Origin of the sequence: Caballeronia humi (assembly GCF_001544475.1) — a bacterium.
Taxonomy (GTDB): Bacteria; Pseudomonadota; Gammaproteobacteria; order Burkholderiales; family Burkholderiaceae; genus Caballeronia; species Caballeronia humi.
The window spans coordinates 31649-57632 of record NZ_FCNW02000013.1 but is presented as its reverse complement, the minus strand read 5'-3'; the positions used below and the strand labels follow the sequence as shown (position 1 = coordinate 57632).

Annotated in this window: 19 protein-coding genes, 1 tRNA gene and 1 pseudogene; 6 read left to right on the top strand and 15 right to left on the bottom strand. The window is 63.7% G+C overall.

Translation table 11 applies throughout. From position 1 onward, the window contains the following. Positions 1–129: 129 nt before the first annotated feature. Both AWB65_RS14680 and AWB65_RS14675 read left to right on the top strand, forming a co-directional pair. Positions 130–1074 (top strand): LysR family transcriptional regulator, encoded by a 945-nt coding sequence (locus tag AWB65_RS14680; RefSeq protein ID WP_087667848.1) that lies wholly within the window; start codon positions 130–132, stop codon positions 1072–1074. Positions 1075–1178: 104 nt separating this feature from the next. Next, on the top strand, positions 1179–1520 hold the full coding sequence (locus tag AWB65_RS14675) for a hypothetical protein (protein ID WP_087667847.1): 342 nt from the start codon (positions 1179–1181) through the stop codon (positions 1518–1520). 93 nt (positions 1521–1613) lie between these two features. Here the strand turns inward: AWB65_RS14675 and AWB65_RS14670 are convergent, their stop codons facing one another. The 6 genes from AWB65_RS14670 to AWB65_RS14645 all read right to left on the bottom strand — a co-directional run bounded on the left by AWB65_RS14670 (position 1614) and on the right by AWB65_RS14645 (position 10008). Beyond that, positions 1614–3065 carry an aldehyde dehydrogenase family protein gene (locus tag AWB65_RS14670; protein WP_087667846.1) on the bottom strand — a complete coding sequence of 484 codons (1452 nt, stop codon included), beginning with the start codon at positions 3063–3065 and terminating at the stop codon, positions 1614–1616. 205 nt (positions 3066–3270) lie between these two features. Next, positions 3271–3347: transfer RNA gene (locus AWB65_RS14665), tRNA-Ile, on the bottom strand. A gap of 120 nt (positions 3348–3467) precedes the next feature. Continuing rightward, complete coding sequence (rpoD, locus tag AWB65_RS14660; RefSeq protein ID WP_087667845.1) at positions 3468–5975, bottom strand: RNA polymerase sigma factor RpoD; 2508 nt, start codon at positions 5973–5975, stop codon at positions 3468–3470. A gap of 116 nt (positions 5976–6091) precedes the next feature. Beyond that, on the bottom strand, positions 6092–7966 hold the full coding sequence (dnaG, locus tag AWB65_RS14655; protein WP_087667844.1) for a DNA primase: 1875 nt from the start codon (positions 7964–7966) through the stop codon (positions 6092–6094). 12 nt (positions 7967–7978) lie between these two features. Next, positions 7979–8425 (bottom strand): GatB/YqeY domain-containing protein, encoded by a 447-nt coding sequence (locus AWB65_RS14650; RefSeq protein WP_087667925.1) that lies wholly within the window; start codon positions 8423–8425, stop codon positions 7979–7981. 350 nt (positions 8426–8775) lie between these two features. Further along, positions 8776–10008 (bottom strand): BaiN/RdsA family NAD(P)/FAD-dependent oxidoreductase, encoded by a 1233-nt coding sequence (locus tag AWB65_RS14645; RefSeq protein ID WP_087667924.1) that lies wholly within the window; start codon positions 10006–10008, stop codon positions 8776–8778. Between the two features lie 99 nt (positions 10009–10107). Between AWB65_RS14645 and tsaD the strand changes: the two genes are divergently transcribed. Further along, positions 10108–11136, top strand: a complete 1029-nt coding sequence (gene tsaD / locus AWB65_RS14640) for a tRNA (adenosine(37)-N6)-threonylcarbamoyltransferase complex transferase subunit TsaD (protein WP_087667843.1) — start codon at positions 10108–10110, stop codon at positions 11134–11136. Here the strand turns inward: tsaD and AWB65_RS14635 are convergent. Together AWB65_RS14635 and AWB65_RS14630 are read right to left on the bottom strand one after the other, a co-directional pair. Beyond that, a complete protein-coding gene (locus AWB65_RS14635; protein WP_087667842.1) occupies positions 11133–11759 on the bottom strand; it encodes a glutathione S-transferase family protein in 627 nt (208 codons plus the stop codon). The genes tsaD and AWB65_RS14635 overlap by 4 nt on opposite strands. A 35-nt stretch (positions 11760–11794) precedes the next feature. Further along, positions 11795–13024, bottom strand: a complete 1230-nt coding sequence (locus AWB65_RS14630) for an MFS transporter (RefSeq protein ID WP_087667841.1) — start codon at positions 13022–13024, stop codon at positions 11795–11797. 103 nt (positions 13025–13127) lie between these two features. Between AWB65_RS14630 and AWB65_RS14625 the strand changes: the two genes are divergently transcribed. Next, positions 13128–14012: a LysR substrate-binding domain-containing protein gene (locus AWB65_RS14625; RefSeq protein WP_087667923.1), complete on the top strand. Its 885-nt coding sequence runs from the start codon at positions 13128–13130 to the stop codon at positions 14010–14012. A gap of 54 nt (positions 14013–14066) precedes the next feature. Here AWB65_RS14625 and folE2 read toward each other — a convergent pair whose 3' ends face one another. The 4 genes from folE2 to AWB65_RS14605 form a co-directional block, all read right to left on the bottom strand. Further along, entirely contained in the window at positions 14067–14870 is an 804-nt protein-coding gene (gene folE2 / locus AWB65_RS14620; protein WP_087667840.1) for a GTP cyclohydrolase FolE2, read from the bottom strand. A gap of 164 nt (positions 14871–15034) precedes the next feature. Then, positions 15035–16954, bottom strand: a complete 1920-nt coding sequence (gene dxs / locus AWB65_RS14615) for a 1-deoxy-D-xylulose-5-phosphate synthase (protein WP_087667839.1) — start codon at positions 16952–16954, stop codon at positions 15035–15037. A 79-nt stretch (positions 16955–17033) separates the two neighbouring features. Further along, the gene (locus AWB65_RS14610) at positions 17034–17921 is read right to left on the bottom strand and encodes a polyprenyl synthetase family protein (protein ID WP_087667838.1); all 888 of its coding nucleotides are present in this window, start codon (positions 17919–17921) and stop codon (positions 17034–17036) included. After that, a complete protein-coding gene (locus tag AWB65_RS14605; protein ID WP_087667837.1) occupies positions 17918–18220 on the bottom strand; it encodes an exodeoxyribonuclease VII small subunit in 303 nt (100 codons plus the stop codon). The genes AWB65_RS14610 and AWB65_RS14605 overlap by 4 nt, the downstream gene beginning before the upstream one ends. A gap of 306 nt (positions 18221–18526) precedes the next feature. Here AWB65_RS14605 and AWB65_RS14600 point away from each other — a divergent pair, with 306 nt between their 5' ends. Together AWB65_RS14600 and AWB65_RS14595 are read left to right on the top strand one after the other, a co-directional pair. Beyond that, positions 18527–19633 (top strand): aromatic ring-hydroxylating oxygenase subunit alpha, encoded by a 1107-nt coding sequence (locus AWB65_RS14600; RefSeq protein ID WP_087667836.1) that lies wholly within the window; start codon positions 18527–18529, stop codon positions 19631–19633. Between the two features lie 143 nt (positions 19634–19776). After that, complete coding sequence (locus tag AWB65_RS14595; RefSeq protein ID WP_087667835.1) at positions 19777–20646, top strand: sulfurtransferase; 870 nt, start codon at positions 19777–19779, stop codon at positions 20644–20646. A gap of 13 nt (positions 20647–20659) precedes the next feature. Here AWB65_RS14595 and AWB65_RS14590 read toward each other — a convergent pair. The 3 genes and pseudogenes from AWB65_RS14590 to polA form a co-directional block, all read right to left on the bottom strand. Then, positions 20660–21536, bottom strand: a pseudogene (locus tag AWB65_RS14590) (dienelactone hydrolase family protein). Between the two features lie 229 nt (positions 21537–21765). Continuing rightward, positions 21766–23103, bottom strand: coding sequence for an NAD(P)/FAD-dependent oxidoreductase (locus AWB65_RS14585; RefSeq protein WP_087667834.1), 1338 nt, complete (start codon positions 23101–23103; stop codon positions 21766–21768). Between the two features lie 141 nt (positions 23104–23244). Further along, positions 23245–25983, bottom strand: a complete 2739-nt coding sequence (gene polA, locus AWB65_RS14580) for a DNA polymerase I (protein WP_087667833.1) — start codon at positions 25981–25983, stop codon at positions 23245–23247. Between the last annotated feature and the right edge of the window lies 1 nt (position 25984).

Genomic DNA, 25984 nt, shown 5'->3' with positions numbered 1-25984 from the left:
ATGAACGACGTTCCGCTTACAACTTGCGCGGAACGTGAAAGCATCGTGGGGGAGAAAAACGATTAGGGAAAGTTAGAAAAATTTATTGTATAAGTTAGCCATCGTGTATGGATGGAGGGCTCCGCCGTGATGCGCAATGCCACGCTGCGACAGTTGAAGATCTTCGAAACCGTCGCGCGCCGCCTGAGTTTTTCGCGGGCGGCTGAGGAGCTTTACCTTACGCAGCCTGCCGTTTCGACCCAGGTCAAGCAACTGGAGGAGCACGCGGGGCTGCCGCTTTTCGAGCAGCTTGGCAAAAAGATCTATCTCACGCCCGCTGGCAATGAAATGCTTCATTACAGCCGAGCCATTCTCGAACAGTTCCGCGAAGCTGACGACGCGATGGCGCGGCTGAAAGGCATTTCCGGCGGCACGCTGAACGTCGCGGTGATCAGCGCCGGCGATTATTTCTTCCCGCGTCTGCTCGCCGCCTTTACGAAGCGCAACACCGATGTGCGCCTGAATCTCGCAGTGCACAATCGCGAGGAGCTCCTGCATCAGCTCACCGACAACCTGACCGATCTCGCGGTCATGGTCCGTCCGCCGAAGGACATGGACACCGCGAACGTGTCGTTCGCACCGCATCCGTACGTGATCGTCGCGCCGCCGGATCACCCGCTCGTCGGCAAGACCGATATTCCGCTTGAGGCGCTCGCCGAGGAGCCTTTTATCGTCCGCGAGAAGGGATCGGATACGTGGAATTCAATGGAGGAAGGCTTCGCCGGGCGTTTGCCGAACCTGAACATCGCGATGGAGATCACCAGCACCGAGACGATCAAGCAGGCCGTGATCGCCGGCATGGGCATCAGCTTTCTCTCGGCGCACACGATCAGCATGGAACTGCAGGTGGGCAAGCTCGCCGTGCTCGATGTCGCGGGCTTTCCCGTGATGCTCAACTGGTTCGTCGTGCACCGGAACAACAAGCGCCTGCCGCCGGTCGCGCTGGCGTTCAAGGAATTCCTGATCGAGGAAGGCGCGGCGCAGATCGAGGCAATCACCCATATCGGTGCAGAAACCGGTAGACCCAATTCATAAAGTTTTACTTATCGTTATTCGGAAAAAGTTTAACTGTCGTATATGGATCGAAGTTCTTATCCTGCATGTAACCCCTCACGGCCAAACAGGAACAGGAGACGACCATGATCCACGCCACTCACAGCGACGACCGCGAAATCCAGGCGCAAATTTGCGCGTACAACAACGCCTTCGAAGAACTCGACCTGATGTTCCGCTGGGACGCCGACACCTATCGCGCCCTCGCCGCCGCCGATAGCGACTACGTCCGGATTGCGCAGTACATCGAGTCGCACTGCCCGCATTTGTTGACGGCCTACAGCGCGGATTTCCTGTGCCAGGCGATCGTGGATCGGAAGAACGCCGTGCTGGAAGCGTGCCGGGCGAACACCGTCAAGAACGACGACAGCGCTCGCCGCGCGCGGCTCTGGCGCTCGCGCAACGAGCAATCGGTTGCGCACGCCTGAAGCGTTTGATCGGGATTTAATCAAAAAAGCCGTTCACGTTCGAACGGCTTTTTTGCGATTTTGAGCGGCCCGCGGGCCGCTCTTTGTTTAGGTTCAAGGCGTAAGCGACACCCAGATCGCCTTCGGCTCGGTAAAGTTTTCGATGGCGACATCGCCATGTTCGCGCCCGAAGCCCGAGTCGCCTGAGCCGCCCCACGGCAGCCGCACGTCCGTGTAGCCGTAGGTATTGACCCAGACGGTGCCCGCCTTCAGCTCCGCCGCCATCCGGTGCACCCGGCCGATATCCGCGCTCCACACGCCCGCCGCAAGGCTGTAGGCCGTGCCATTGGCGATGCGCAGGGCGTCGGCTTCATCGTCGAAAGGAATCACGCTTACCACCGGGCCGAAGATTTCCTCCTGCGAGATGCGCATTTCGTGCGCGACGTTCGCGAACACCGTCGGCTCGACGAAATAGCCGCGCTCGCCGGTGCGCCGTCCGCCCGTCACGAGCGACGCACCCTCGCCCTTGCCGATATCGACGTATTCGAGCACGGTCTTCATCTGCTTCGATGAAATCAGCGGGCCCATGTTGGTCTCGCGCTGCGACGGATCGCCGAGCTTGATCGACTTCGCGCGCTGCGCCAGCATTTCGACGACGTCGTCGTACACCGCGCGCTGCACCAGCACGCGCGAGCCCGCCGAGCACACCTGCCCGGCGTTGAAAAAGATGCCGGAGGCGGCGGCGCGGGTGGCGGCGTCGAGGTTGGCATCGGCGAAAATCACGTTCGCCGACTTGCCGCCGAGTTCCAGCGTCACGCGCTTGAAGTTGCTTGCGGCACCCTGCAGAATGCCGCGCCCCACCGACGGCGACCCGGTGAACGTGACCTTGTCGACGCCCGGATGCGCGACGAGCGCATCGCCGACCACCGATCCCTTGCCGGTGACGATATTCAGCACGCCCGGCAGGACGCCCGCTTCGAGCGCGAGCTTGCCGATCATCAGCGCCGAGAGCGGCGTGATTTCGGCCGGTTTCACGATCAGCGTGCAGCCGCAGGCGAGGGCCGGCGCGATCTTCCACATGCCGATCATCAGCGGGAAATTCCACGGCACGATCGCCGCGACCACGCCAACCGGCTCGCGCACCGTGTACGTCAACGCGTCGGGGCGCGCCGGCACGACCTGGCCGTTGATCTTGTCGCACCAGCCGGCGTAATAGGCGAGGGTATCGATGGCGGCGGGCACGTCCTGGCGCTGCACGCCCGCGATCGGCTTGCCGCAATCGAGGCTCTCGACGGCGGCGATTTCCTCCTGGTTCTGACGCAGCAATTCGGCGAAGCGCATCAGGATGCGGCCGCGCTCGCTGGCGCGGATCGCGTTCCACGGCTTGAGCGCGGCGCGCGCGGCGAGCACGGCCCGATCGACGTCGGCGGCGGTGCCTTGCGCGACGCGCGCGATTGGCCGCTCGGTCGCGGGATCGAGATTGATCGAATAGTCACCGCCGCTCGGCGGCACGGATTCCCCGCCGATCAACAGTTCGTAGCGCTTCAAGTCTGCTGTGTTTTCCATTTGTCTCACTCCTTTTGCACTCGTAGATCCATTCATGCTGGACCAGATGACTCATAAACGATAGCAAAACATTCTTATCTGATTCATTCAGTCTGACTTATGCTTCGGCGATAAAGACCCGATTCGCTGACATGAATTCTAGTGTGCGCTTGTTGAGCGAGAGGGGCACAGCGGCGGCGAAGCGCCGGGGGCACAGGGACGAGACTGGTGGGCCGGGTGGGACTCGAACCCACTATCGGTCGATTATGAGTCGACAGCTTATACCAATTAAGCTTCCGGCCCTTTTGAGGGAAAAAGGCAAAAAGAAAGCGCCGGGTGGCGCTCTTTCATACGTCGGAACAATGCGCCCGCTCTGCGAGGGTTGCGAGTTTGCCTCACAACGCCTCACAAAACAAGGGGCTTTCAGTTCCCTTCGAGGAACGACTTGAGCTTGTCCGACCGGCTCGGATGACGGAGCTTGCGCAGCGCCTTCGCCTCGATCTGACGAATCCGCTCGCGCGTCACGTCGAACTGCTTGCCGACTTCCTCGAGCGTATGGTCCGTGCTCATTTCGATGCCGAAACGCATGCGCAGCACCTTCGCCTCGCGCGGCGTCAACGAATCGAGCACGTCCTTCACGACGTCGCGCATGCTGGCGTGCAAGGCGGCATCGGCCGGAGCGACCGTGTTCGTGTCCTCGATGAAATCGCCGAGATGCGAATCGTCGTCGTCGCCGATGGGCGTTTCCATCGAGATCGGCTCCTTCGCGATCTTCATGATCTTGCGGATCTTGTCTTCCGGCATCTCCATCTTCTCGGCAAGCGTCGCCGGGTCCGGCTCGAGACCGGTTTCCTGCAAAATCTGCCGCGAGATACGGTTCATCTTGTTGATCGTTTCGATCATGTGAACCGGAATCCGGATGGTGCGCGCCTGATCCGCGATCGACCGCGTAATCGCCTGACGAATCCACCACGTCGCGTACGTCGAAAACTTGTAACCGCGACGATATTCGAACTTGTCCACCGCCTTCATCAAGCCGATGTTGCCTTCCTGAATGAGGTCGAGGAACTGCAAACCGCGGTTCGTGTATTTCTTCGCAATCGAAATCACGAGACGCAGGTTGGCCTCGGTCATCTCACGCTTCGCCTGACGCGCCTTCAGTTCGCCCGCCGCCATCTGGCGGTTGGTTTCCTTCAGGTCCTTCAGAGGCAACACGACACGCGCCTGCAAGTCGAGCAGACGCTGCTGCTGTTCTCGGATCGCCGGAATATTGCGTTCGAGGATCGCGCTATAGCCGTGCCCTTCCGTCACGACCTTCTCCGACCATTCGAGGTCCGTCTCATTGCCCGGGAAGCGGGCGATGAATTCGGCGCGCGGCATGCCGCACTTGTCCACGACAGTATGCAGAATCTGCCGTTCGACCTGACGCACTTCATCGACCTGCGCGCGCAGCGTGTCGCACAGACGCTCGACGGTACGCGCGGTAAAGCGGATCGACATCAGTTCGGTCTGGATGGCTTCCTGCGCCTTCAAATACGCCTTCGACTTGTAGCCTTCCTTCTCGTAGGCGCGGCGCATCTTGTCGAACCATTCGCTGATCAGGGAAAACTTCTCCAGCGACGCGCGCTTGAGCGCTTCGAGTTGAGCGGCGTTCGCATTCGCCTGCGCGGTGCTTTCGTCCTCTTCTTCCTCGTCGTCGCTCTCTTCCTCGGTGGCCTCTTCCTCGTCCTCGCTTTCGATCGCCTCCGCTTCCTGCTCGGAGAAACCGTCGGCGTCGGCGGCGTTCGGATCGATCAGGCCGTCGACGAGTTCGTCCACGCGCGTCTCTTCGTTCTGCACGCGCTCGGCCATCGCCAGGATGTCGGCGATAGTGGTCGGGCAGGCGGAGATCGCCATGACCATGTGCTTCAGGCCGTCTTCGATCCGCTTCGCGATCTCGATTTCGCCTTCGCGCGTCAGCAGTTCGACCGTGCCCATCTCGCGCATGTACATGCGCACGGGATCGGTTGTACGGCCGAATTCGGAATCGACAGTAGAGAGCGCGACTTCCGCTTCTTCCTCGACTTCGTCGTCGGTGGAGGCAGCCGGCGCGTTGTCGTTCAGGAGCAGCGTCTCGGCATCGGGCGCCTGCTCGTAGACGGCGACGCCCATGTCGTTGAACGTGCTGATGATCCCTTCGATCGCTTCCGTTTCCGTGAAGTTATCAGGCAGGTGATCGTTGATTTCCGCGTACGTCAGGTAACCGCGCTCCTTGCCGAGCTTGATCAGCGCGCGCAGTTTCGAGCGTCGTTCCTCGAGCTCTTCCATCGTGCCGGGCGCGGCGGAGGCGAACGCGTCTTTCAGCAGCGCTTTTTCCTTCGCGCGGCGATCGCGTGCCTTCACCTTTTCAACCTTGACCGCAGGAGCGGCGACGGCGGGCTCTGCGTTTTGCGTTGCGTCGTCTTCGACGGGTGTTTCGTTCAGCTTTTTCGTCATGGAATTCGCCGTGCCGGCTTTAGTCTCGACCCGCGGCTGCTGGACGGCAGCCGATGGAACCGTGGAATCTGAATGTGCGCGCGCTGCTTCGTCCCGCGCGCCCTGCCCGGGGTCGTGCCGCGGGCCATCGCGCTCGCGATGACTTCGACCCTCGCTCCGTCCCTCAATAGCAGCCGTTTCCCTTCTGCCCGTCTGTTCGTCTGCGATCGGATCCGCCCGATCGGGGTCCTCCGGCGCACGCACGGCCTTCACCGACGTAGCCGACGCCTTCTTCCCAGCCGATTCAGCCAGCGCCCTCTTCCTCGAACACGCCTCGTCGCGCGGTTCGGCACCGGCCTTCGATTCACCGGAGGAGGAAGTTGACGCACCAGGAACCCCCGTGGGGACTACTGCCCGATCCGGCCCCGTCGAGCCGCCGCGTCCTGTCACTTTCTTCCCGCTCGTAGTCTTTGCCATTTGCCTTTTTCGCCTGTGCCCTTAACACATCTTCAAGCTGATATGCGGGCGCCGTACAAGGAAAACAAACTCAAAAAAACAACTTGCTGAAAACCTGAAATTATAGCACCGCGGGTCTAGCTCTCCCGGCTCACAACCCGCGCCGCCTTGATCTGCGCAGCCTTCACCGAGAGCTCGCTGAACTCGGCAACTTCCTCCGCCGATAGCGTCGCCTGCCGCGCCAGTTGGTCCAGTCGCGCGCGATAGCTGTCGTGGCGCAGCTTGATAACCGTCGCCTGCAGCTCTTCGGCGAGCAGTTTCTTCTGTTCCTGGACCCTTTCTGTCGCGCTTTCGTCCGCCGGATCGATCATCAAATCTCGTCCATTTTCATCATAGGCGAGAATTTCCTGAAAGATATCTTCGTACGTCGGCGCATTCGGACCGTTTTGCAGGAGATCCTTGAGCACCGGAAACTCCGCGTCCGCCCCGAGTTCGCGCGCATGGCCGATCACTTCGCCGAACAATTCGCCGTGCTCCGTCATCAGCACAAGCGTCTGCTCGCTCTCCTGGTCGAGCGCTTTGGCGATGCTCGGATACATCACCAGATTGCGCAGCGCCCGCTGCTCCTGGCCCGTCACGCGCCGCCGCTCGCTCTTCGGCACAGCGCGGCGCGCGACCGCCGCCGCGCGCGAATCGATGTCGCAGAGCGCGGCAATTTCCGCAAATGGCGTCGAGAGCCGGTCTGCCAGCATGTGCAATATCTGCACCCGCAGCGCGTTCGCCGGCAGCGCCTGCAGAAGCGGCTTCGCGTCGAACAGCGCTTTCGCGCGGCCTTCCGGCTGGTCCAGTTCCTTGTCGTTCAGCACTTCGTTGAGCAGAAACTGCGACAGCGGCATCGCCCGGTCGACCTGCTCGCCGAAACCGTCCGCGCCAAACTCGCGCACGTAGCTATCCGGATCGTGCTCCTTCGGCAGGAACAGGAAGCGGATCGTGCGATTGTCGGCGGCGTGCGGCAGGCACGCCTCCAGTGCGCGGCGGGCGGCGCGCCGTCCGGCCGAATCGCCGTCGAAGCTGAAGACGACCGTCTCGGTCTGCCGGAACAGCTTCTGGACGTGGACCGGCGTGCACGCCGTGCCGAGCGTCGCGACGGCGTTCGCAAACCCGAGTTGCGCAAGCGCCACGACATCCATATACCCTTCGACGACCAGCACATAGCCCAGTTCGCGAATCGCGAGACGCGCCTCGAACAGGCCGTAAAGCTCACTGCCCTTGCTAAATAGCGGCGTCTCGGGCGAATTCAAATACTTGGGCTCGCCGCTGTCGAGAATGCGCCCGCCAAAGCCGATCACGTTCCCCTTCACGTTGCGGATCGGGAACATCACGCGTTCGCGGAAACGGTCGTATCGGCGGGATTGGCCCTGGGCGTCGTTCTTCTCGCTGACGATCACGAGTCCCGCTTCGACCAGGTTGTCGTTGCGGTAGTCGGGGAACGCGGTTTCGAGGTTCTGCCAGCCGTCGGGTGCGTAGCCGAGACCGAAGCGCGCGGCGACTTCGCCCGTCAGCCCGCGTTTTTTAAGGTATGCGATCGCGTTCGGCGCGCCGCGCAACTGCTTGCGGTAAAAATCGCAGGCGGTCTGCATGACTTCGGTCAGCGCAACGCTTACAGCCTTGCTCGGCCCCGGCGCGTTGCCTTCGCCGCCGCTGCCCCTGAACGAAGACGGTTCCTGCGGCACGGTCAGTCCGCACGATTGCGCGAGTTCCTTGACGGCTTCCGGGAACGTGAGCCCGGTGTGTTCCATGAGAAAGCTGATCGCCGTGCCGTGCGCGCCGCAGCCGAAGCAGTGATAGAACTGCTTGGTCGGGCTGACCGTGAACGACGGGCTTTTCTCGTTGTGGAACGGGCAGAGCCCCATGAAGTTCGCGCCGCCCTTCTTCAACTGGACGAAGCGGCCCACCACGTCGACGATATCGACGCGGTTAAGCAGGTCCTGCAGGAAAGCGTGCGGAATCACGTGGAGACGCGCTTACTTCGTCAGCGCCGCTTTCACCTGCGCCGAGACGGCCGTCATGTCGGCCTTGCCCGCGAGCTTGGGCTTGAGCACGCCCATCACCTTGCCCATGTCCTGCGGGCCAGCCGCACCCGTCGCGGCGACGGCGGCCGCGACTTCCGCCGCGATTGCTTCGGTCGAGAGTTGCTCCGGCATGTACGCGGCGAGCACGGTCAGTTCGGCGCTTTCCTTCGCGACCAGATCGTCGCGACCGGCGGCCTGGAACTGGCTGATCGAGTCCTTGCGCTGCTTGATCATCTTGTCGATGACGGCGGTCACGGCGGCGTCGTCCAGCGTGACGCGTTCGTCGACTTCACGCTGCTTGATCGCGGCGAGCAACAGACGAATCGTGCCGAGGCGCTCGGTTTCCCGCGCGCGCATCGCGTTTTTCATGTCGTCGCTGATCTGGTCCTTGAGGCTCATCATTTACCCGTGCAATTGCAATTTTGAAGAGATTGGGCCGGCGGCTTTCGCATCAAACGCGCAAAAACCACGCGAAATAAAGCAAAAACCCGCTTGGGATGCTTCCTCAAGCGGGACCGTGGAGTGGCGAACAGGCCGGCTGGTGCGAAACAAATGGAGCTTGCTCGTCGCGTTTCAATGTGGCTGTTCACTTCGCGTCTCGTGATGCTCGCGCTCGGGCATTTTTACGCTACGTATTCAGCCCACGCCGATCGACCCGATGGTTCAATCGAGTATAGCAGTTCGATAGTGCCGTTTCGAGATAGCGGCAAACCCTGCAAGCGCCGCGCCGCAAGGCTTGTAGCGCGACTCTATGCGGAGTCCCGCAACGCCTGTTCGCGGGCGAATTCGGCAGAGGCTTGTCCCGCCGCAACGCCCGATGCCCACGCCCACTGGAAGTTGTAGCCGCCGAGCCAGCCGGTAACGTCTACCGCCTCGCCGATGAAGTAGAGGCCGGGCACGCGCGCGCTCATCATCGTCGCCGATGAAAGCTCGCGTGTATCGACGCCGCCGCGTGTCACTTCGGCCTTGCGATAGCCTTCGGTGCCGTTCGGTGTGAGCGTCCAGCGCGACAGCGATTCACCGATCGCCTTGAGCGTGCGGTCGGGGAGATCGGCGAGGCGAGCGTCGGCGGACACGCGCTGCGCTTCGAGCCACGTGTGCGCGAGGCGCGCCGGCACGTGCTCGGAGAGAAACGTGCCGATCTGCTTCTTCGATCCAGCCTTTGCAACGAGCAGCGTTTCAGTCGGATCGAGGCCGGGCAGCAAATCGATGTGAATCGGCGCGGACGGATTCCAGTAACTCGAAATCTGCAGCACGCCCGGACCGGACAAACCGCGATGGGTGAGCAACAAGTCCTCCGAGAACTCACCGCGCGTCTTGCCCTTCCCGGTGCTCAACTCCACTTCCACCGACAGGCCCGACAACGCCGCGAACGGCGCCCAGTCGTCGGCGGCGAAGGTAAGCGGCACGAGTGCCGGACGGGTGTCGATGAGCTTGTGGCCGAACTGCTTCGCGACGCGATAGCCGAAATCCGTCGCGCCGATCTTCGGGATCGACAGGCCGCCGGTCGCGATAATCAGTGCTGCGGCGTCGATCGTGCCAGCGGTCGTGTCCAGCGCGAAACGCTCGCCGTCGCGGCGGATCGCATCGACCGTCACCGGACGGCGCCACGCCACCTGGCCGGCTTCGCACTCGCTTTTCAGGACGTCGATGACCGATTCGCTGGAGTCGTCGCAAAAAAGCTGGCCCTTGTGCTTCTCGTGCCAACTGACGCGATGCCTCTTGAGCAGCGCCAGAAAATCGCGCGGCGTATAGCGCGCGAGCGCCGAGCGGCAGAAATGCGGATTCGCCGACAGAAAGTTCGCCGGTCCCGCGTTGATGTTCGTGAAGTTGCAGCGTCCGCCGCCCGAGATGCGGATTTTTTCGGCGAGACGCTCGGCGTGGTCGATCAGCACGACGCGGCGGCCGCTCTGTGCTGCGACCGCGGCGCTCATCATGCCCGCCGCGCCGGCGCCGATGACGGCGATATCGAAGGATTTCATGGCGCGCATTGTAACCGGGGCGCCCTCGCCAAGCCCTTGACTGGAAACCCGCAAAAGGCCCCGCTGCTATACTTTGACGTTCCCCTGACGCCCAATCCCATGCTAGTTCTCGGCATCGAAAGCTCCTGCGACGAAACCGGCCTCGCGCTCTACGACACCGAGCGCGGCCTGCTTTCGCACGCGCTGCACTCGCAGATCGCGATGCATCGCGAATATGGCGGCGTAGTGCCCGAACTCGCGTCGCGCGATCACATCCGGCGGGCGCTGCCGCTGCTCGAACAGGTAATGGCCGAAGCGGGCACGGCGCGCGGCGACATCGACGCCATCGCGTTCACGCAGGGCCCGGGCCTCGCGGGCGCGCTGCTGGTGGGCGCGAGCATCGCGAATTCGCTCGCGATGGCGTGGGACAAACCGACTGTCGGCATTCACCATCTCGAAGGGCATCTGCTCTCGCCGCTTCTGGTGGATGAGCCGCCGCCGTTTCCGTTCGTCGCGCTGCTGGTGTCGGGCGGGCACACGCAACTGATGCGCGTGACCGACGTCGGCGTGTACGAAACGCTTGGCGAGACGCTCGACGACGCCGCTGGCGAAGCCTTCGACAAAACCGCCAAGCTGCTCGGCCTAGGGTACCCTGGCGGCCCGGAAGTCTCGCGGATGGCGGAATTCGGCACGCCGGGCGCCGTCACGCTGCCGCGCCCGATGCTGCATTCCGGCGACCTCGATTTCAGCTTCAGCGGGCTGAAAACCGCCGTCCTCACGCAGAGCCGCAAGCTGGGCGCGAATGTCTGCGAGCAGGCGAAAGCGGATCTGGCGCGCGGTTTCGTCGATGCCGCCGTCGACGTGCTGGTCGCAAAATCGCTCGCGGCGTTGAAGCGCACTGGGCTCAACCGCCTTGTCGTCGCGGGCGGCGTGGGCGCGAACCGGCAGTTGCGCGAGGCGCTCTCGGCGGCGGCGAAAAAGCGTCGCTTCGATGTCCACTATCCCGACCTGTCGCTCTGCACCGACAACGGCGCGATGATCGCGCTCGCCGGCGCTCTGCGTCTCACGCGCTGGCCCGAGCAGGCCGTGCGCGACTACGCGTTCACCGTCAAGCCGCGCTGGGACCTCACCTCGCTCGCGACCGCCTAACTCGGCGGATTGAACGGCTGGAGGATCGCCTTGAACGCGGGCAGCGCTTCGCAATTGTCCGCATGGGCGATCAGCGTCGGCCAGCGGGTCGGCGTGAAGAGCGCCGGATGCGCCTCGCGGGCGAAACGCAGCGCGCAAGCCACCGCGATATCCGCATGACCGATCGCATCGCCGAACCAGTAGGGCGTCGCGCGCGGGGCACGGTCGGCTTCGAGCACGCCGAGCACGCGCTCCACTTGCCCCGTGCAACGTTTCATCCACACTTCCGACTTTTCCTTGTGCAGCACGCGCTCGTAAACGAGCGCGACGGCCTTGTCGCCGAGACCCGTCGCAAGCGCGCAAATCTTCTGCGCCTGACGCCGCGCCGGGCCTGATGCCGCCATCATCCGCTTGGCTTCGCCCGCTTCTTCGTCGAGATAATCGAGGATCATCGCGCTTTCGATCAGCACCTCGCCGGAATCGAGGACGAGCGTCGGCACGCGGACGAGCGGATTGAACGGCGCGACCTTGTCGGCATCGCCGAAGACGGACCACGGCTTGTGCTCGAAAGGCATCCCGTAAAGCGTCAATGCGATGGCGACGCGCCGCACGAACGGTGAATCGTATTGGCCGATCAGGATCACGGCATGGCTCCGCTTTTTATTTTGGGACAGCCAGTTTAAGGTCGCGCGGGCCTCGGAAACAATGGCAATGCGGCGAGCGCGACGGCGCCTGCGACGAACCACACCGTGCCCCACGAGCCCACGGCGAGCAGATGCGGAATCGCGATGGGCGTGAGGAACAGTCCGAAGTAGACCGCCGTGTTCGCCATGCCGAGCGCGGTGCCGGCGCGTTCGGTGCCGGCGAGCGTCGCGAGTTCGGTGTACGCGACGCCATGCCACGCGGACACGCAAATCCCGGCGAACGCGACGAGCGCCATCAACAGCGCGCCCGACGCGTGTCCGAACGCAAACGCGAGCGCCAGCACGATGAACGAAGCGGCGGCGACGATCGTCGAGCCGCGCAGATACGCGCGCCGGTTCCCGCGACGGTCGGTGAAACGCCCGCTCCAGACGCGCATCGCCATCGCGCCGATCTGGACGGCGGCCATCGTCCCGCTGATCGCCGCGATGCCGAGGTGCGCGGCGTCGTGAAGGAAAACGGTCGCGAAGGTCAGCACGGCCATCTGCGGCGAGCACAGGATGCCGATGCCGAGCACGACGCGCCAGATCCGCGTGTCGCTTAGAGGTTCGCCGCCTTTTCTGGCGCCCGACGCGGCCTGTGAATAAGGCGGCTCGTGCAGCCAGCGCCACGCGAACCCCGCCGACACCGCGCACATCGCCGCGAGCACGCCGTACACGGCCGCGAATCCGAATGATGCCGCGAGCCACGGCAGCAAGAGCGCGCCGAGCCCGCCGCCGAGCGGCACGGCCGTCTGCCGGATGCTCATCGCGAGGCCGCGCTCGCCTTCGCGGAACCACGCCATCACCGCGCGCCCGCTCGACCCGTTGACACTCCCGCCGACCAACCCCGTCACGCACATCGCGGCGACGAGCCAGCCGAGCGCGGGCACCGCGTCCCCCGCCGATGGCGCGAGAAACAACGCCATCGCAAAAAGCGCGGCGGCGGTGGCCGCGAGGCCAGTGAGCAACACGGGGCGGTCGCCCCAACGGTCGGTGAGCATGCCCCACGGCAATTCCGACAGCGCCACGCCCAGCCCCATCGCCCCGAGCACGAGGCCAAGTTCCGCGTTGCCGAGGTGATAGCCCGAGCGCAACCAGACGGCGGTCGTCGGGATGCCGGCCGCCGCTGCCGAGAAACTCGCATTGGACGCGACGCCCACCGCCAGCACTTTCCACCGATGCCCTTCATCGCGCGCGTTCGACTGCCATGTCAGCGATGTCACCATGATCCTGCTCTCCTGAAATTGACCGGAGCAGTGTCGCGCGTTACGATCGTCCTGAATATCGGAAAGTTTGATAACGATGGTTCGATAAAACAGGATGATTGTCATGAGCCAGGTGTCATTCGATCTCGCGGTGTTGCGCAGTTTCGTCGCGGGGATGGATTTGGGAAGTTTCGCGAAGGCGGCGGATCGCGTCGGACGATCGACCTCGGCGGTGAGCGCACAGATCCGCAAACTGGAGGAGCAGGCGGGCACGGCGTTGTTTCGCAAGTCGGGACGCGGCCTCGCGCTGACTGAAGCCGGCGAGATCATGCTGCGGTACGCGCGGCGGCTCGTCGAGCTGAACGACGAGGCCGCCGTCGCGATGCGCGGCGTCGATCTGGAAGGCTGGATACGGCTCGGTTTGCAGGAGGATTTCGGCGAGGTCGTGCTGCCGGAGGTGCTCGGACGCTTCGCGCGGGCGCATCCGAAGGTGCGCATCGAGGCGCGGGTCGCGCGCAATGCGGAGTTGATGGAGCGCATCGAGACGAATCAGCTCGATCTCGCGCTGGTCTGGGGCGGTTCGACGGACCCGATCGCGGTGCCGCCGATGTGCTGGATCGGATCGTCAGCGGTGCCGTTTTCGCGCGAAGCGGCCGAGCCGCTGCCGCTCGTCGCGTTCGACCGGCAGTGTCTCTTTTTCAGCGCCGCGACGGCTGCGCTCGATCGCGCGGGGATCGAATGGCGCGTGGCGTTCACGAGTCCGAGTCTCGCCGGATTGTGGGCCGCGGCGGCCGCGGGGCTCGGGGTGACGGTGCGCACGCGTTACGGTTTGCCGTCGACCGTGCGCGCCCTCGATTCGCAGGAGTCCGGCCTCCCCTCGCTGCCGATGATCCCGCTGACGCTCGAACGCGCCTCGCCGACGGCGCCCGCGCCGATCGAACGGCTCGCATCGATTTTGCTCGACGCGGTGCGCGGCGGGCCATCGGCGCTTGACAGGATCGCGGCGTAAGCGAAAAAGCCGGTCTCGCGACCGGCTTTTCTTTCTGCGTCAAAGCGAGGGATTTCAGCCGCGCCTGTCCCGCTCAATCACCGCATACGCGCTGTGATTGTGAATCGACTCGAAATTCTCGGCTTCCAGCACATAAGCGACGATCCGCGCGTCTTCGTTCAGCCGCGTCGCGACATCGCGCACGAGATCCTCGACGAACTTCGGATTCTCATATGCACGCTCGGTGACGAACTTCTCGTCGGGCCGCTTGAGCATGCCCCACAACTCGCACGACGCCTCTTCCTCCGCGATCCGGATCAAATCCTCCACCGGCATATCGCTGGCGAGTTCAGCGGAAATCGTCACGTGGGAGCGCTGGTTGTGCGCACCGTACTGCGAAATCTTCTTCGAGCACGGGCACAGACTCGTTACCGGAACGAGCACTTTCAGCGACATACGCGTCTCGCCGTCGCGCAATTCGCCCGTCAGCGTGACCTCGTAGTCCATCAGGCTCTCGACGCCCGACACCGGCGCCGTCTTCATCACGAAATACGGAAACGACACTTCGATACGTCCCGCCTGCACTTCGAGTTTCGCCAGCATCGAAGCAAGCATCGCGCGGAACGCGGTCTGATCGAGCGGCGCGCGATGTTCGTCGAGCAGCGCGACAAACCGTGACATATGCGTGCCCTTCTGCTCAGCAGGCAGGTGAACGTCGAGATTCCACACGCCGACGCTCGGCTGCAACTCGCCGCTTTGCGCGCGCACGGTCAGCGGATAGCGCACGCCTTTCACGCCGACGCGCTGGATCGGAATCTGGCGGGTGTCGGGCGTGCTTTGCACGTCGGGCATCACGAAGGCGGGATTCATCTGATTCATGTTCTTATGTCCTGATCCGCCGCGCGCTTGAGTCCGGGGCGACGCACGGCGTGAAATCGGTAAGGCGGACTTCGCGGGGCGGAGTCGCTTTGTAGTGACTGTCGTATTCGATGTGACGAGCGAGGCGCGCGTTCCCCGGACGCGCCTTTCACATCGTGTTGCAGTTATGCGACGCGCTTGGTCAGCTTGCCCGGCGCCGTCTCGACGGCGGCGACGTTCAGAAACCGCTCGCGAATCGACTTGGCGATACCCGCGCCGTCCAGCCCGACGCTCGCCAGCAGCTTCACCGGATCGCCGTGGTCGATAAAGACATCGGGCAGGCCAAGCTGCAACACCGGTTTGACGACCTGCTGCGCGAGCAGCGCCTCGACGCACGCTGAACCCGCGCCGCCCATGATCGCGCCCTCTTCGACCGTCACGAGCACGTCGTGCGTCGCGGCGAGTTCGCGCAACAAGTCGACGTCAATCGGCTTAACGAAGCGCATGTTGGCGACGGTAGCGTCCAGTTGCTCGCCAGCCGCGAGCGACGGCGCGACCATCGTGCCGAACGCAAGGATCGCGATGCGCTGGCCAGAGCCCAGCTTTTGCGACGATTCGCGACGAATTTCGCCCTTGCCGAGCGGGATCGCGGTCATCTGCTTGACCGTCGCGACACCCGTGCCGGCGCCGCGCGGATAACGCACGGCGGTCGGATTTGGCTGCTGGAGCGCGGTGTAGAGCATCTGACGGCATTCGTTTTCGTCGGATGCGGCCATCACCGTCATGTTCGGGATGCAGCGCAGGAAGGCGAGGTCGTAATTACCCGCGTGCGTCGCGCCGTCCGCGCCGACGAGACCCGCGCGGTCGATCGCAAAGACTACCGGCAGGTTTTGCAGCGCGACGTCGTGGATCAACTGATCGTAGGCGCGTTGCAGGAACGTCGAATAGATCGCGACGACCGGCTTCATGCCGTCGGCCGCCAAGCCGCCCGCGAAGGTCACCGCATGCTGCTCGGCGATGCCGACGTCGAAATAGCGGTCCGGGAAGCGCTTTTCGAACTCCACCATGCCGGAGCCCTCGCGCATGGCCGGCGTTATGCCGACGACGCGCGAATCCTGCGCGGCGGCGTCGCACAGCCACTCGCCGAACACCTGCGTGTAGGTTTTCTTCGAAGGCGCCGTCGACGGCTTGATGCCTTCGGCCGGATTGAACTTGCCCGGTCCGTGGTACAGCACCGGATCGGCCTCGGCGAGCTTATAGCCCTGTCCCTTTTTCGTCACGACGTGCAGGAATTGCGGGCCGCGCAGTTCTTTGATGTTCTGCAGCGTCGGGATCAGCGAATCAAGGTCGTGGCCGTCGATCGGGCCGATGTAGTTGAAGCCGAATTCCTCAAAGAGCGTGGCCGGCACGATCATGCCCTTTGCATGCTCCTCGAGCTTGCGGGCGAGATCGAGCATAGGCGGCGCGACGCGCAGCACGCGCTCGACGCCCGCGCGCGCGGCGGCGTAGAAACGTCCCGACATCAACCGCGCGAGATGGCGATTCAGCGCGCCGACCGGCGGCGAAATCGACATGTCGTTGTCGTTCAGGATCACGAGCAGCGGCACGTCGTCCTCGACGCCCGCGTTGTTCATCGCCTCGAAGGCCATGCCGGCGGTCATCGCGCCGTCGCCGATCACGGCGATCGAGAAGCGGTTCTCGCCCTGCAGCTTGCTCGCGATCGCCATGCCGAGCGCCGCCGAAATCGACGTGCTCGAATGCGCGGTGCCGAAGGTGTCGTATTCGGACTCGCTGCGGCGCGGGAAGCCCGAAATGCCGCCGAGCTGGCGCAGCGTGGGCATCTGGTCACGGCGGCCGGTCAGAATCTTGTGCGGATACGTCTGATGACCGACGTCCCAGACGATGCGGTCACCGGGGGTGTCGAATACATAATGCAGCGCGATCGTCAGCTCGACCGTGCCGAGATTTGACGACAGATGACCGCCCGTTTGCGACACGCTGTCGAGCACGTAGGCCCGCAGTTCGTCGGCAAGCGGTTGCAGTTGGCGGCGATCGAGGGCGCGCAGGGCGGCCGGATCGTCGATGGTTTTCAGCAAGTCGTACATCGTCGTCCCATTTTAGGAAAACTGGCGTGGTTCCGTGGCGCGCATTTTGCACTCACGCGCGGGATCACGCATTCAACGTTCAATGCACCCGGTTCACGACCAGGTCGGCAAGCTCGGCCAGGCGCTGGGCGCGCGCGCCGAACGGTTCGAGCGCGGCGTGCGCGTCGCGGCTCAGTTGCGCGGCGAGTTCGCGCGAGGCGTCGAGTCCGATGATGGAAACGTAGGTGGGTTTATCGTCCTTCGCGTCCTTGCCCGCGGTTTTGCCGAGGGTAGCGGAGTCGGCGATGACGTCGAGGATGTCGTCCACCACCTGGAATGCAAGGCCTACAGCGGCCGAATAATCGTCGAGCGCCTTGAGCGCTGCCGCGTCGGGCGTGGCGCCGGCAAGCGCGCCCATGCGTACCGACGCGCGCAGCAACGCGCCCGTTTTCTTCCGATGCATCGTTTCGAGTTCCGGCCGCGACAGCTTGCGCCCGACGCTTTCGAGGTCGATCGCCTGCCCGCCCGCCATGCCGATCGAACCGCTCGCCAGCGCCAGTTCGCGCACAAGCGCGGCCTGCTGGGCATCGTTCAGACCATTGCCGGCGGTCGTCAGCGCGATGAACGCCTGCGATTGCAGCGCATCGCCGACGAGCAGTGCCGTCGCTTCGTCATATTGGACGTGTACCGTGGGCTTTCCGCGACGCAAAGCGTCGTCGTCCATTGCGGGCATGTCGTCATGCACGAGCGAATACACGTGGATCATTTCGAGCGCGGCGCTCGCCGTCTCGACCGCGTGCGCGCTCGCGCCCGTCAGCTCGCCTGCGGCGTGGCACAGAAGCGGGCGAACCCGCTTGCCGCCGCCGAGCGCCGCGTAACGCATTGCGTCATGGAGCTTCGCCGGGGCGATGTCGGTGCCCGGCAGAAAATGTTCCAGTGCCGTCTCGACGCGGTCGAGACTTTCGCGCATCCATTTTTCGAATGTCATAGATCGTCCCCGTTGCCTTGGGCCGCGCGTACCGCATCGACGGGCAGGGCCTTCAACGTCTCGCCATCGAGCACGCGAACCTGTTGCTCGACCTTCTCGAGCTGCTGCTGGCAAAAGCCCACGAGTGCGGCGCCGCGGCGATACGCCGCAAGCGACTCCTCAAGACTCAGCGCCCCGCCTTCCATACGCGAGACGAGTCCTTCGAGTTCGGTCAGCGCCGCTTCGTAATTTTCCGGAAGCGTTGAGCTATCGGCGTCCGGCGCGCTGGCGGCGGTTTCCTCTATTGCGGTTTTCGCCATGAATCGTTGGTGTGGAATCGAATTTTGGGAACAAGTCGCACATTCTACGGCAAAAGCCGGTTTTCCGACCTTCACCCCGTCCCCACCTTTTGCCCGCTAGCCCTCTGGCCAAGGGGCGGTGTCCGAAAATGCCGCCAATCGTCCAGCCGGTCACTGCCGCGGAAGTGATGCGGCCTGCCGAATTTCGACCCCGATCCCACCCTTCGCGCCCTGAAAAGGGTGTTTTTGGTATAATCGCCGGCTCCCTAAATCGAATTTTCGATGGTTGGGTTGTTCACTGCTTTCACGTTTTCATCGGGAGTGGGAATGTCCAATCTGAGCAATGCATTGCAGCTGAAGGCTGTCCACAGCCAGCTGCCAGTCACGGCTTACTTTGACGAAGCGCTTCTTACGCGCGAAATCGACACACTTTTCAAGCAGGGTCCTCGCTACGTCGGGCACGAACTCATGGTGCCCGAGGCAGGAAGCTATTTCGCGCTTCCGGGTGAAGGCGAAGGGCGCGTGCTCGTGCGCAACCAGCAATCGCAGATCGAATTGCTGTCGAACGTCTGCCGCCATCGGCAGGCGATCATGCTCAACGGCCGCGGCCAGGCGGACAACATCGTCTGTCCTCTGCATCGCTGGACCTATGATCTGAACGGCCAGTTGCTCGGCGCGCCACATTTTGCCGACAACCCGTGCCTGAATCTTGGCGCCACGCCGCTGCAGAACTGGCAGGGCCTGCTCTTCGAATCGCAAGGCCGCAACGTCGCGGCGGATCTCGCGCGCCTCGGTACGGCGAAACACTTCGACTTCTCGGGCTTCATGTTCGATCACGTCGAGGTGCATGAGTGCAACTACAACTGGAAGTCCTTCATCGAGGTGTATCTGGAGGATTATCACGTCGCGCCTTTCCATCCGGGCCTCGGCAGCTTCGTCTCGTGCGACGACCTGACCTGGGAATTCGGCGACTGGTACAGCGTCCAGACGGTCGGCGTGCACAAGAATCTCGAAAAGCCGGGCAGCCCGACGTACCGGAAATGGCACGACCAGGTGCTCAAGTTCCGTAACGGCACGCCGCCGGAATTCGGCGCGATCTGGATGGTGTATTACCCGGGCCTGATGATCGAGTGGTATCCGCACGTGCTCGTGGTCTCGTGGCTGATTCCGCACGGTGCGCAGAAAACGACGAACATCGTCGAGTTCTATTACCCGGAGGAAATTGCGCTGTTCGAGCGCGAGTTCATCGAGGCCGAGCGCGCCGCCTATATGGAAACCGCGCGCGAGGACGATGAAATCGCCGAGCGCATGGACGCCGGGCGGCGAGCGCTGATGTCGCGCGGGGAATCGCAGGTCGGGCCGTATCAGAGTCCGATGGAGTCAGGGATGCAGCACTTTCACGAGTTCCTGCGGCATCAGTTAGGCGAGATCTGAGCGGCACGGGTCGATGAAAAGACGGGCGTTGAGCCCGTCTTTTTTTGTTTAGACTTAGTCAATCCACTACTCGAAAGCCCAAGCCCTTCCCGCCTATCGAGACATCGGGCACATCGGGCGCATCGGGCGCATCAGGAGCCGCCATGCCGCACACCCGCTACACCACGCTCATTTCCGCCGCCAACCTGGCAGACCGGCTCGACGCCGCACCTGGCAGCGTGCTCATCTTCGATTGCCGCTTCGACCTCGCCGCGCCCGAATCCGGCGAAGCCGACTACACGGCGGGCCATCTGCCAGGCGCGCATTACCTGCATCTGGATCGCGATTTGTCGGGCACGAAGAACGGCACGAACGGCCGGCATCCGCTACCGGATCGCGCGGCACTTGTCGCGACGCTCGCGGCTTTCGGGCTGAACGACGGCCAGCAGGTCGTCGCCTACGACGCGCAGGGCGGCATGTACGCCGCGCGGCTCTGGTGGCTCTTGCGCTGGCTCGGCCACGATTCAGCGGCGCTCCTCGACGGCGGCCTGCAGGCGTGGAAAGCCGCCGGCAAGCCGCTTGAAGCCGGCGCGCCCGCGAAGACGCCCGGGAATTTCAAAGCAGCGGCGCCACTTGCCGTGACCGTCGATGTCCAGGCGGTCGAGCGCAATCTGACGACACGCGATCACGTCCTGATCGACGCGCGCGCCAACGACCGCTATCGCGGCGAGAACGAAACGATCGACCGGGTCGGCGGGCACATTCCGGGCGCGATGAATCATTTCTTCAAGGACAACCTGAACGCCGAGGGCCGCTTCAAGACCGCCCACGAACTGCGCGACGCCTACGGCGCGCTGCTCGGCGCGACGCCGCCGGATCGCGTCGTGCTGCAATGCGGGTCGGGCGTGACGGCCTGCCACAACGCCCTCGCGATGGAAATCGCCGGCCTGCACGGCGCAGCGCTCTATCCGGGGTCGTGGAGCGAATGGAGCGCGAACCCGTCGCGACCCGTGGCGACGGGCCCGGCGGCCTGAGATCGCCCCTGCGTTACTTCACGCCGTGCTCCTTGAACCAGGCGAGGGCACGGCGCCAGCCGTCCTCGGCATCCGCCTTCCGGTAGCTCGGGCGATAGTCAGCGAAGAACGCGTGCGGCGCATCGTCGTACACGACGAATTGCGAGCCGCGCGCGCTCGGCGGACCGTTCGCGATCGCCTGCTTCATCGCCTCGATCGTGTCCTGCGGGATGCTCTGGTCCTGACGTCCGTACAGACCGAGCACCGGCACCTTCAATTGCGCCGCGTTGTCGATCGGGAAGCTCGGCTTGTTGGCGGTCTTCGGGCCTGTGAGCTGCCCGTACCACGCGACGGCCGCCTTCACGCGCGGGATTGTGCTCGGCATAGAGCCACGCGATCCGCCCGCCCCAGCAAAATCCGGTAATGCCGAGCTTGTTCACATCGCCGCCATGCTCGCCTGCCCAGACGACGGCCGCGTCGACATCGGACAGCACTTGCGAGTCCGGCACCTTCGACGCAATCTGGTCGTTGATCTGCTGAATCGACGGGACAGACGCCGGGTCGCCCTGCCGGATGAAGAACTCCGGAGCGATCGCCAGATAGCCGAGCTTGGCGAAGCGGCGGCAGACATCGGCGATATGTTCGTGCACGCCGAAAATCTCATGCACGACGATGATGACCGGCAGCTTCGTTTTGCCCTTCGGCTGCGCGCGATATGCGGGCACGAGCGTGCCGTCGGCGGCGCGGATGCCGATCGCGCCGGCCTCCAGCCCTTCGGTGTCGGTGGTGATGGTTTGCGCCGAGACGGGCAGCACGGCGGCGGCGAAGCCGGTGCCGATCGTGGCTTTGATGAAGCTGCGGCGGTCGAACGGGACGTGCGGGACGAGGCTGTCGACTTCAGGCTTAAGCATGCGAAGCTCCTGCGGCAAAGGCCGCCAAGGGCCGTCGGCTGCGCGTAGGCGCGCCGGGCGACGCTGATTCGGAGACCGCGCGTCGTGAATCACAAGCCTCGCCACGCGCGGCGCTGCACTGCGGAAAGAGCGCGGCTCAACCTCGCAAGCCGCGTCTTCGAACTGCGCGCCAGAAGGCGCGCCGCTCATTCTAAACAGCTTTCGCGCGTGCCTGCAGGGGTGCCAAACCTCAGTGCAGCTTGACGCGCGGCGCGGTGGAGCGCCGCAGCCAGTGCGCGAAGGTATCGAGCACCATGCGCGGATAGCCGTGCAGCGCGGCGATGTGCAGCCGGTACAGCGACATGTACATGAAGCGCGCGAAGAGCCCTTCGATCAGCATGTTCCCGCCGATCAGCCCGCCCATCAGGTTGCCGACCGCGCTGTAATGCCCGAGCGACACGAGCGAACCAAAGTCGCGATACGTGTATTCCGGCAGCGCCTTGCCTTCGAGCCGGCGCGCGAGCGACTTCATCAGGAAGCTCGCCTGCTGGTGCGCGGCCTGCGCGCGCGGCGGCACGTTGCGCTCGTTGCCCGGCCACGCGCACGCGGCGCAATCGCCGATGGCGAAGATGTTGTCGTCGATTTCGGTTTGCAGCGTGCGCCGTACGACGAGCTGGCCGAGCCGGTTGGTCGGCAGGCCGTCGAGGTTCGCCAGCACCGGCGGCGCCTTGATGCCGGCCGCCCACACGGTCAGGTCGGCGCGAATGATCTTGCCGCTCGCCGTGCGGATCGAATCGCGCGACACTTCGGCCACCGTCTCGCCCGTCATCAGCCTGACGCCGACCTTGTTGAGCAACTCGGCGGTCGCCGTCGATACACGTTCCTGCAGCGCCGGCAGAATGCGCGGCCCGGCTTCGATCAGCGCGATGCCGATGTCGTGCTTCGGATCGAGCTTGTGCAACCCGTAGGCCGAGAGCACCTGCGCCGTGTTGCGCAATTCCGCCGACAATTCGACGCCCGTCGCGCCCGCCCCGACGATCGCCACCTGAATGCGCGGCTGCTCCGGCTGCCCTTCGATCACCGGGTCCGGCGCGCGATGCTCCGCGCGCATGCACGCGGCGATCAGGCGCTTGCGAAACAGCTCGGCCTGGCCGACGGTATCGAGCGCGATCGAATTTTCCTGCGCGCCCGCGACGCCGAAGAAATGTGTCGTGCTGCCGATGGAGATGACGAGCGTGTCGTAGTCGAATTCGCGTTGCGGAATCAGCTCGCCCGCTTCGTCGTCGAGAAGCGGGCCGATCGTGACGCGCTTCGCGGCCCGGTCGAGGCCGATCAATTCGCCCTGCGCGAACTCGAAGCCGTGCCAGAGCGCCTGCGCGGCGTATTCAAGTTCCTGCGTGAACGGGTCCATGCTGCCCGCCGCGACTTCGTGCAGGAGCGGCTTCCAGATGTGCGTCGGGTTGCGGTCGATCAGCGTGACCTGCGCGTGCGGCGTCTTCTTGGGATCGGTCGAACCGTAGCGGTCGCCGAGACGCGTCGCCAGTTCAAGCCCTCCGGCCCCGCCGCCTACGATGATGAAGCGATGCATTGAACTCTCCCTGTGCCGTTACTTGAACTCGTCGATTCTTCGGACATTGGCTTCCTGCTCGCCTCGACAGGCATTGTGCGCGCCCTTCCCATCCGCTCACAAGCCCGTGTTCCGCATGCGCGACATGCGGCTCATGAAAAATCAGTGTGCTTCTTCCCAGTTCGCCCCCGCGCCGACTTCAGCCACGAGCGGCACCTTCAGCGACGCCACGCCGCACATCAGTTCTGGCAGACGCTTGCGCACTTCCGATAATTCTTCCTCCGGCACTTCGAGCACGAGCTCATCGTGGACCTGCATGATCATCCTCGCGTTGACGTCCGAAGCCTCGATCCAGTCCTGCACCGCGATCATCGAGAGCTTGATGAGGTCGGCTGCGGTGCCTTGCATCGGCGCGTTGATTGCGGCGCGCTCGGCGGCCTGACGGCGCGGTCCGCTCCCGCCGTTGATCTCGGGCAACCACAAACGACGGCCAAACACGGTCTCGACAAAGCCATCGCGCTTCGCACTCGTGCGCGTGTTTTCCATGTATGCCGCGACGCCCGGATAGCGCGCGAAATAGCGGTCGATGTAAAGCTTCGCGGCATCGCGCGTAATGCCGAGGTTCGACGCAAGGCCGAACGAACTCATGCCGTAGATCAGCCCGAAGTTGATGACCTTCGCGATGCGCCGCTGGTCGCTCGATACTTCGATCGGCGTGACGCTGAAAATCTCAGACGCGGTCGCGCGATGCACGTCCTCGCCTTCGGCGAACGAGCGCATCAGCGATGCGTCGCCGGAGATGTGCGCCATGATGCGCAACTCGATTTGCGAGTAATCCGCCGATACGATCCTGCTGCCCGGCGGCGCGATGAATGCTTCGCGAATGCGCCGCCCTTCACCCGTGCGCACCGGGATGTTCTGCAAGTTCGGCTCGTTCGACGACAAACGCCCCGTCACCGCGACCGCCTGCGCATAGTTCGTGTGCACGCGTCCCGTCGATGCGTTGACCATGCGCGGCAGCTTGTCGGTGTACGTCGACTTGAGCTTCGACAAGCCGCGATGTTCGAGCAAGATTTTCGGCAGCGGATAGTCCTCGGCGAGCTTCTGAAGCACTTCTTCATCGGTCGATGGCGCGCCGCTCGGTGTTTTCTTGACCACCGGCAATTGCAGCTTCTCAAAGAAAATCTGCCCGATCTGCTTCGGCGAGCCGAGATTGAATTCGCCGCCCGCGAGTTCATACGCCTCGCCTTCGAGCTGGATCAGGCGCGTTGCGATCTCGCTGCTTTGCTTCTGCAATTCGTCGCGATCGATCAGCACGCCGTTGCGCTCCATCTTGCGCAACACGCGCGCCGTCGGCAGTTCGATGTCGCGATAGACGCGCAGCAAGCCGTCTTCATCCGCGACTTGCGGATAGAGCGCCTGATGCAATCGCAGCGTGATGTCCGCGTCTTCGGCGGCGTACTCGGCGGCCTTGTCGAGCGCGACTTCATCGAAGCCGATCTGCGATGCGCCCTTTCCCGCCACCTCTTCATACTTGATCGTTTTGACGCCGAGATGACGCAGCGCGAGGTTGTCCATGTCGTGCGGCCGATGCGACTCCAAGACATACGACTGCAGCAACGTATCGTGCTCGACGCCTTTTAGTTCGATGCCGTAGTTGGCGAGCACCTGCTCGTCGTACTTCAGATGCTGGCCGACCTTCTTCTTCGATGCGTCTTCGAGCCACGGCTTGAGCTTTTGCAGAACTTCGTCGCGTGGCAACTGCTCGGGCGCATCCGGCCCGCGATGCGCGACCGGAATATAAGCCGCATGCCCCGGCTGGACCGACACCGACAAGCCCACCAGTTGCGCCACCATCGGATCGAGCGCCGTCGTCTCCGTATCGAACGACGTGAGTTCGGCCGCGTTGATTTTCGCAAGCCACGCGTCGAACTGCTCCCACGTCTGCACCGTGTCGTAGTGATGCTCGATCTCGGTGGCTTCGGCGGGCGGCGTATCGGTCGGGCCTTCGACCGCGTCTGCGATTTCGACTTCGCGCAGCCACGTCTTGAACCCGTGACGCGTGAAGAGATCGCGCAGTTCGTCACGCGCTTCGGGACGGCTCGGCAATGTGCCTTCGATCGATTCGATTTGCGAGCTCAGGTCGCATTGCGTATCGACGGTGACGAGTTTTTTCGCCATCGGCAGGAAGTCGAGAGCCTTGCGCAGATTGTCTCCTACCGCACCTTTGATCTCCGCTGCATGTGCGACGATGCCATCGAGGGTGTCGTATTGCGTGAGCCATTTCAATGCCGTCTTGGGCCCGCACTTCTCGACGCCCGGCACGTTGTCGACCGTATCGCCGATGAGCGACAGGTAATCGACGATCCGCTCCGGCGGCACGCCGAACTTCCCCAGCACGCCGGCACGATCGAGCGTCTCGTTCGTCATCGTATTGATGAGGGTGACATGATCAGTCACGAGCTGTGCCAAATCCTTGTCGCCCGTCGACACGATCACCTTCATGCCGCGCGTCTCGGCAGCGACGGCCAGCGTACCGATGACGTCATCCGCTTCCACTCCCTCGATCATGACGAGCGGCCAGCCAAGCGCGCGCACGGTCACGTGAATGGGCTCGATCTGACGCGAGAGATCGTCGGGCATCGATGGCCGGTTGGCCTTGTAGTCCGCATACCAGTCGTCGCGAAACGTCTTGCCTTTGGCGTCGAATACGCACGCGCTATACTCTGCATTGATCTCGCGCCGCAAGCGGCGCAGCATGTTGATCATCCCATACAGCGCGCCCGTCGGCCCGCCATCGGGTCCGCGTAAATCCGGCATCGCGTGATAAGCACGGTAGAGATAGCTGGATCCGTCGACCAATAGCAGGGTCTTACCTTCAAGACTTAGTTCTTCAGGCATT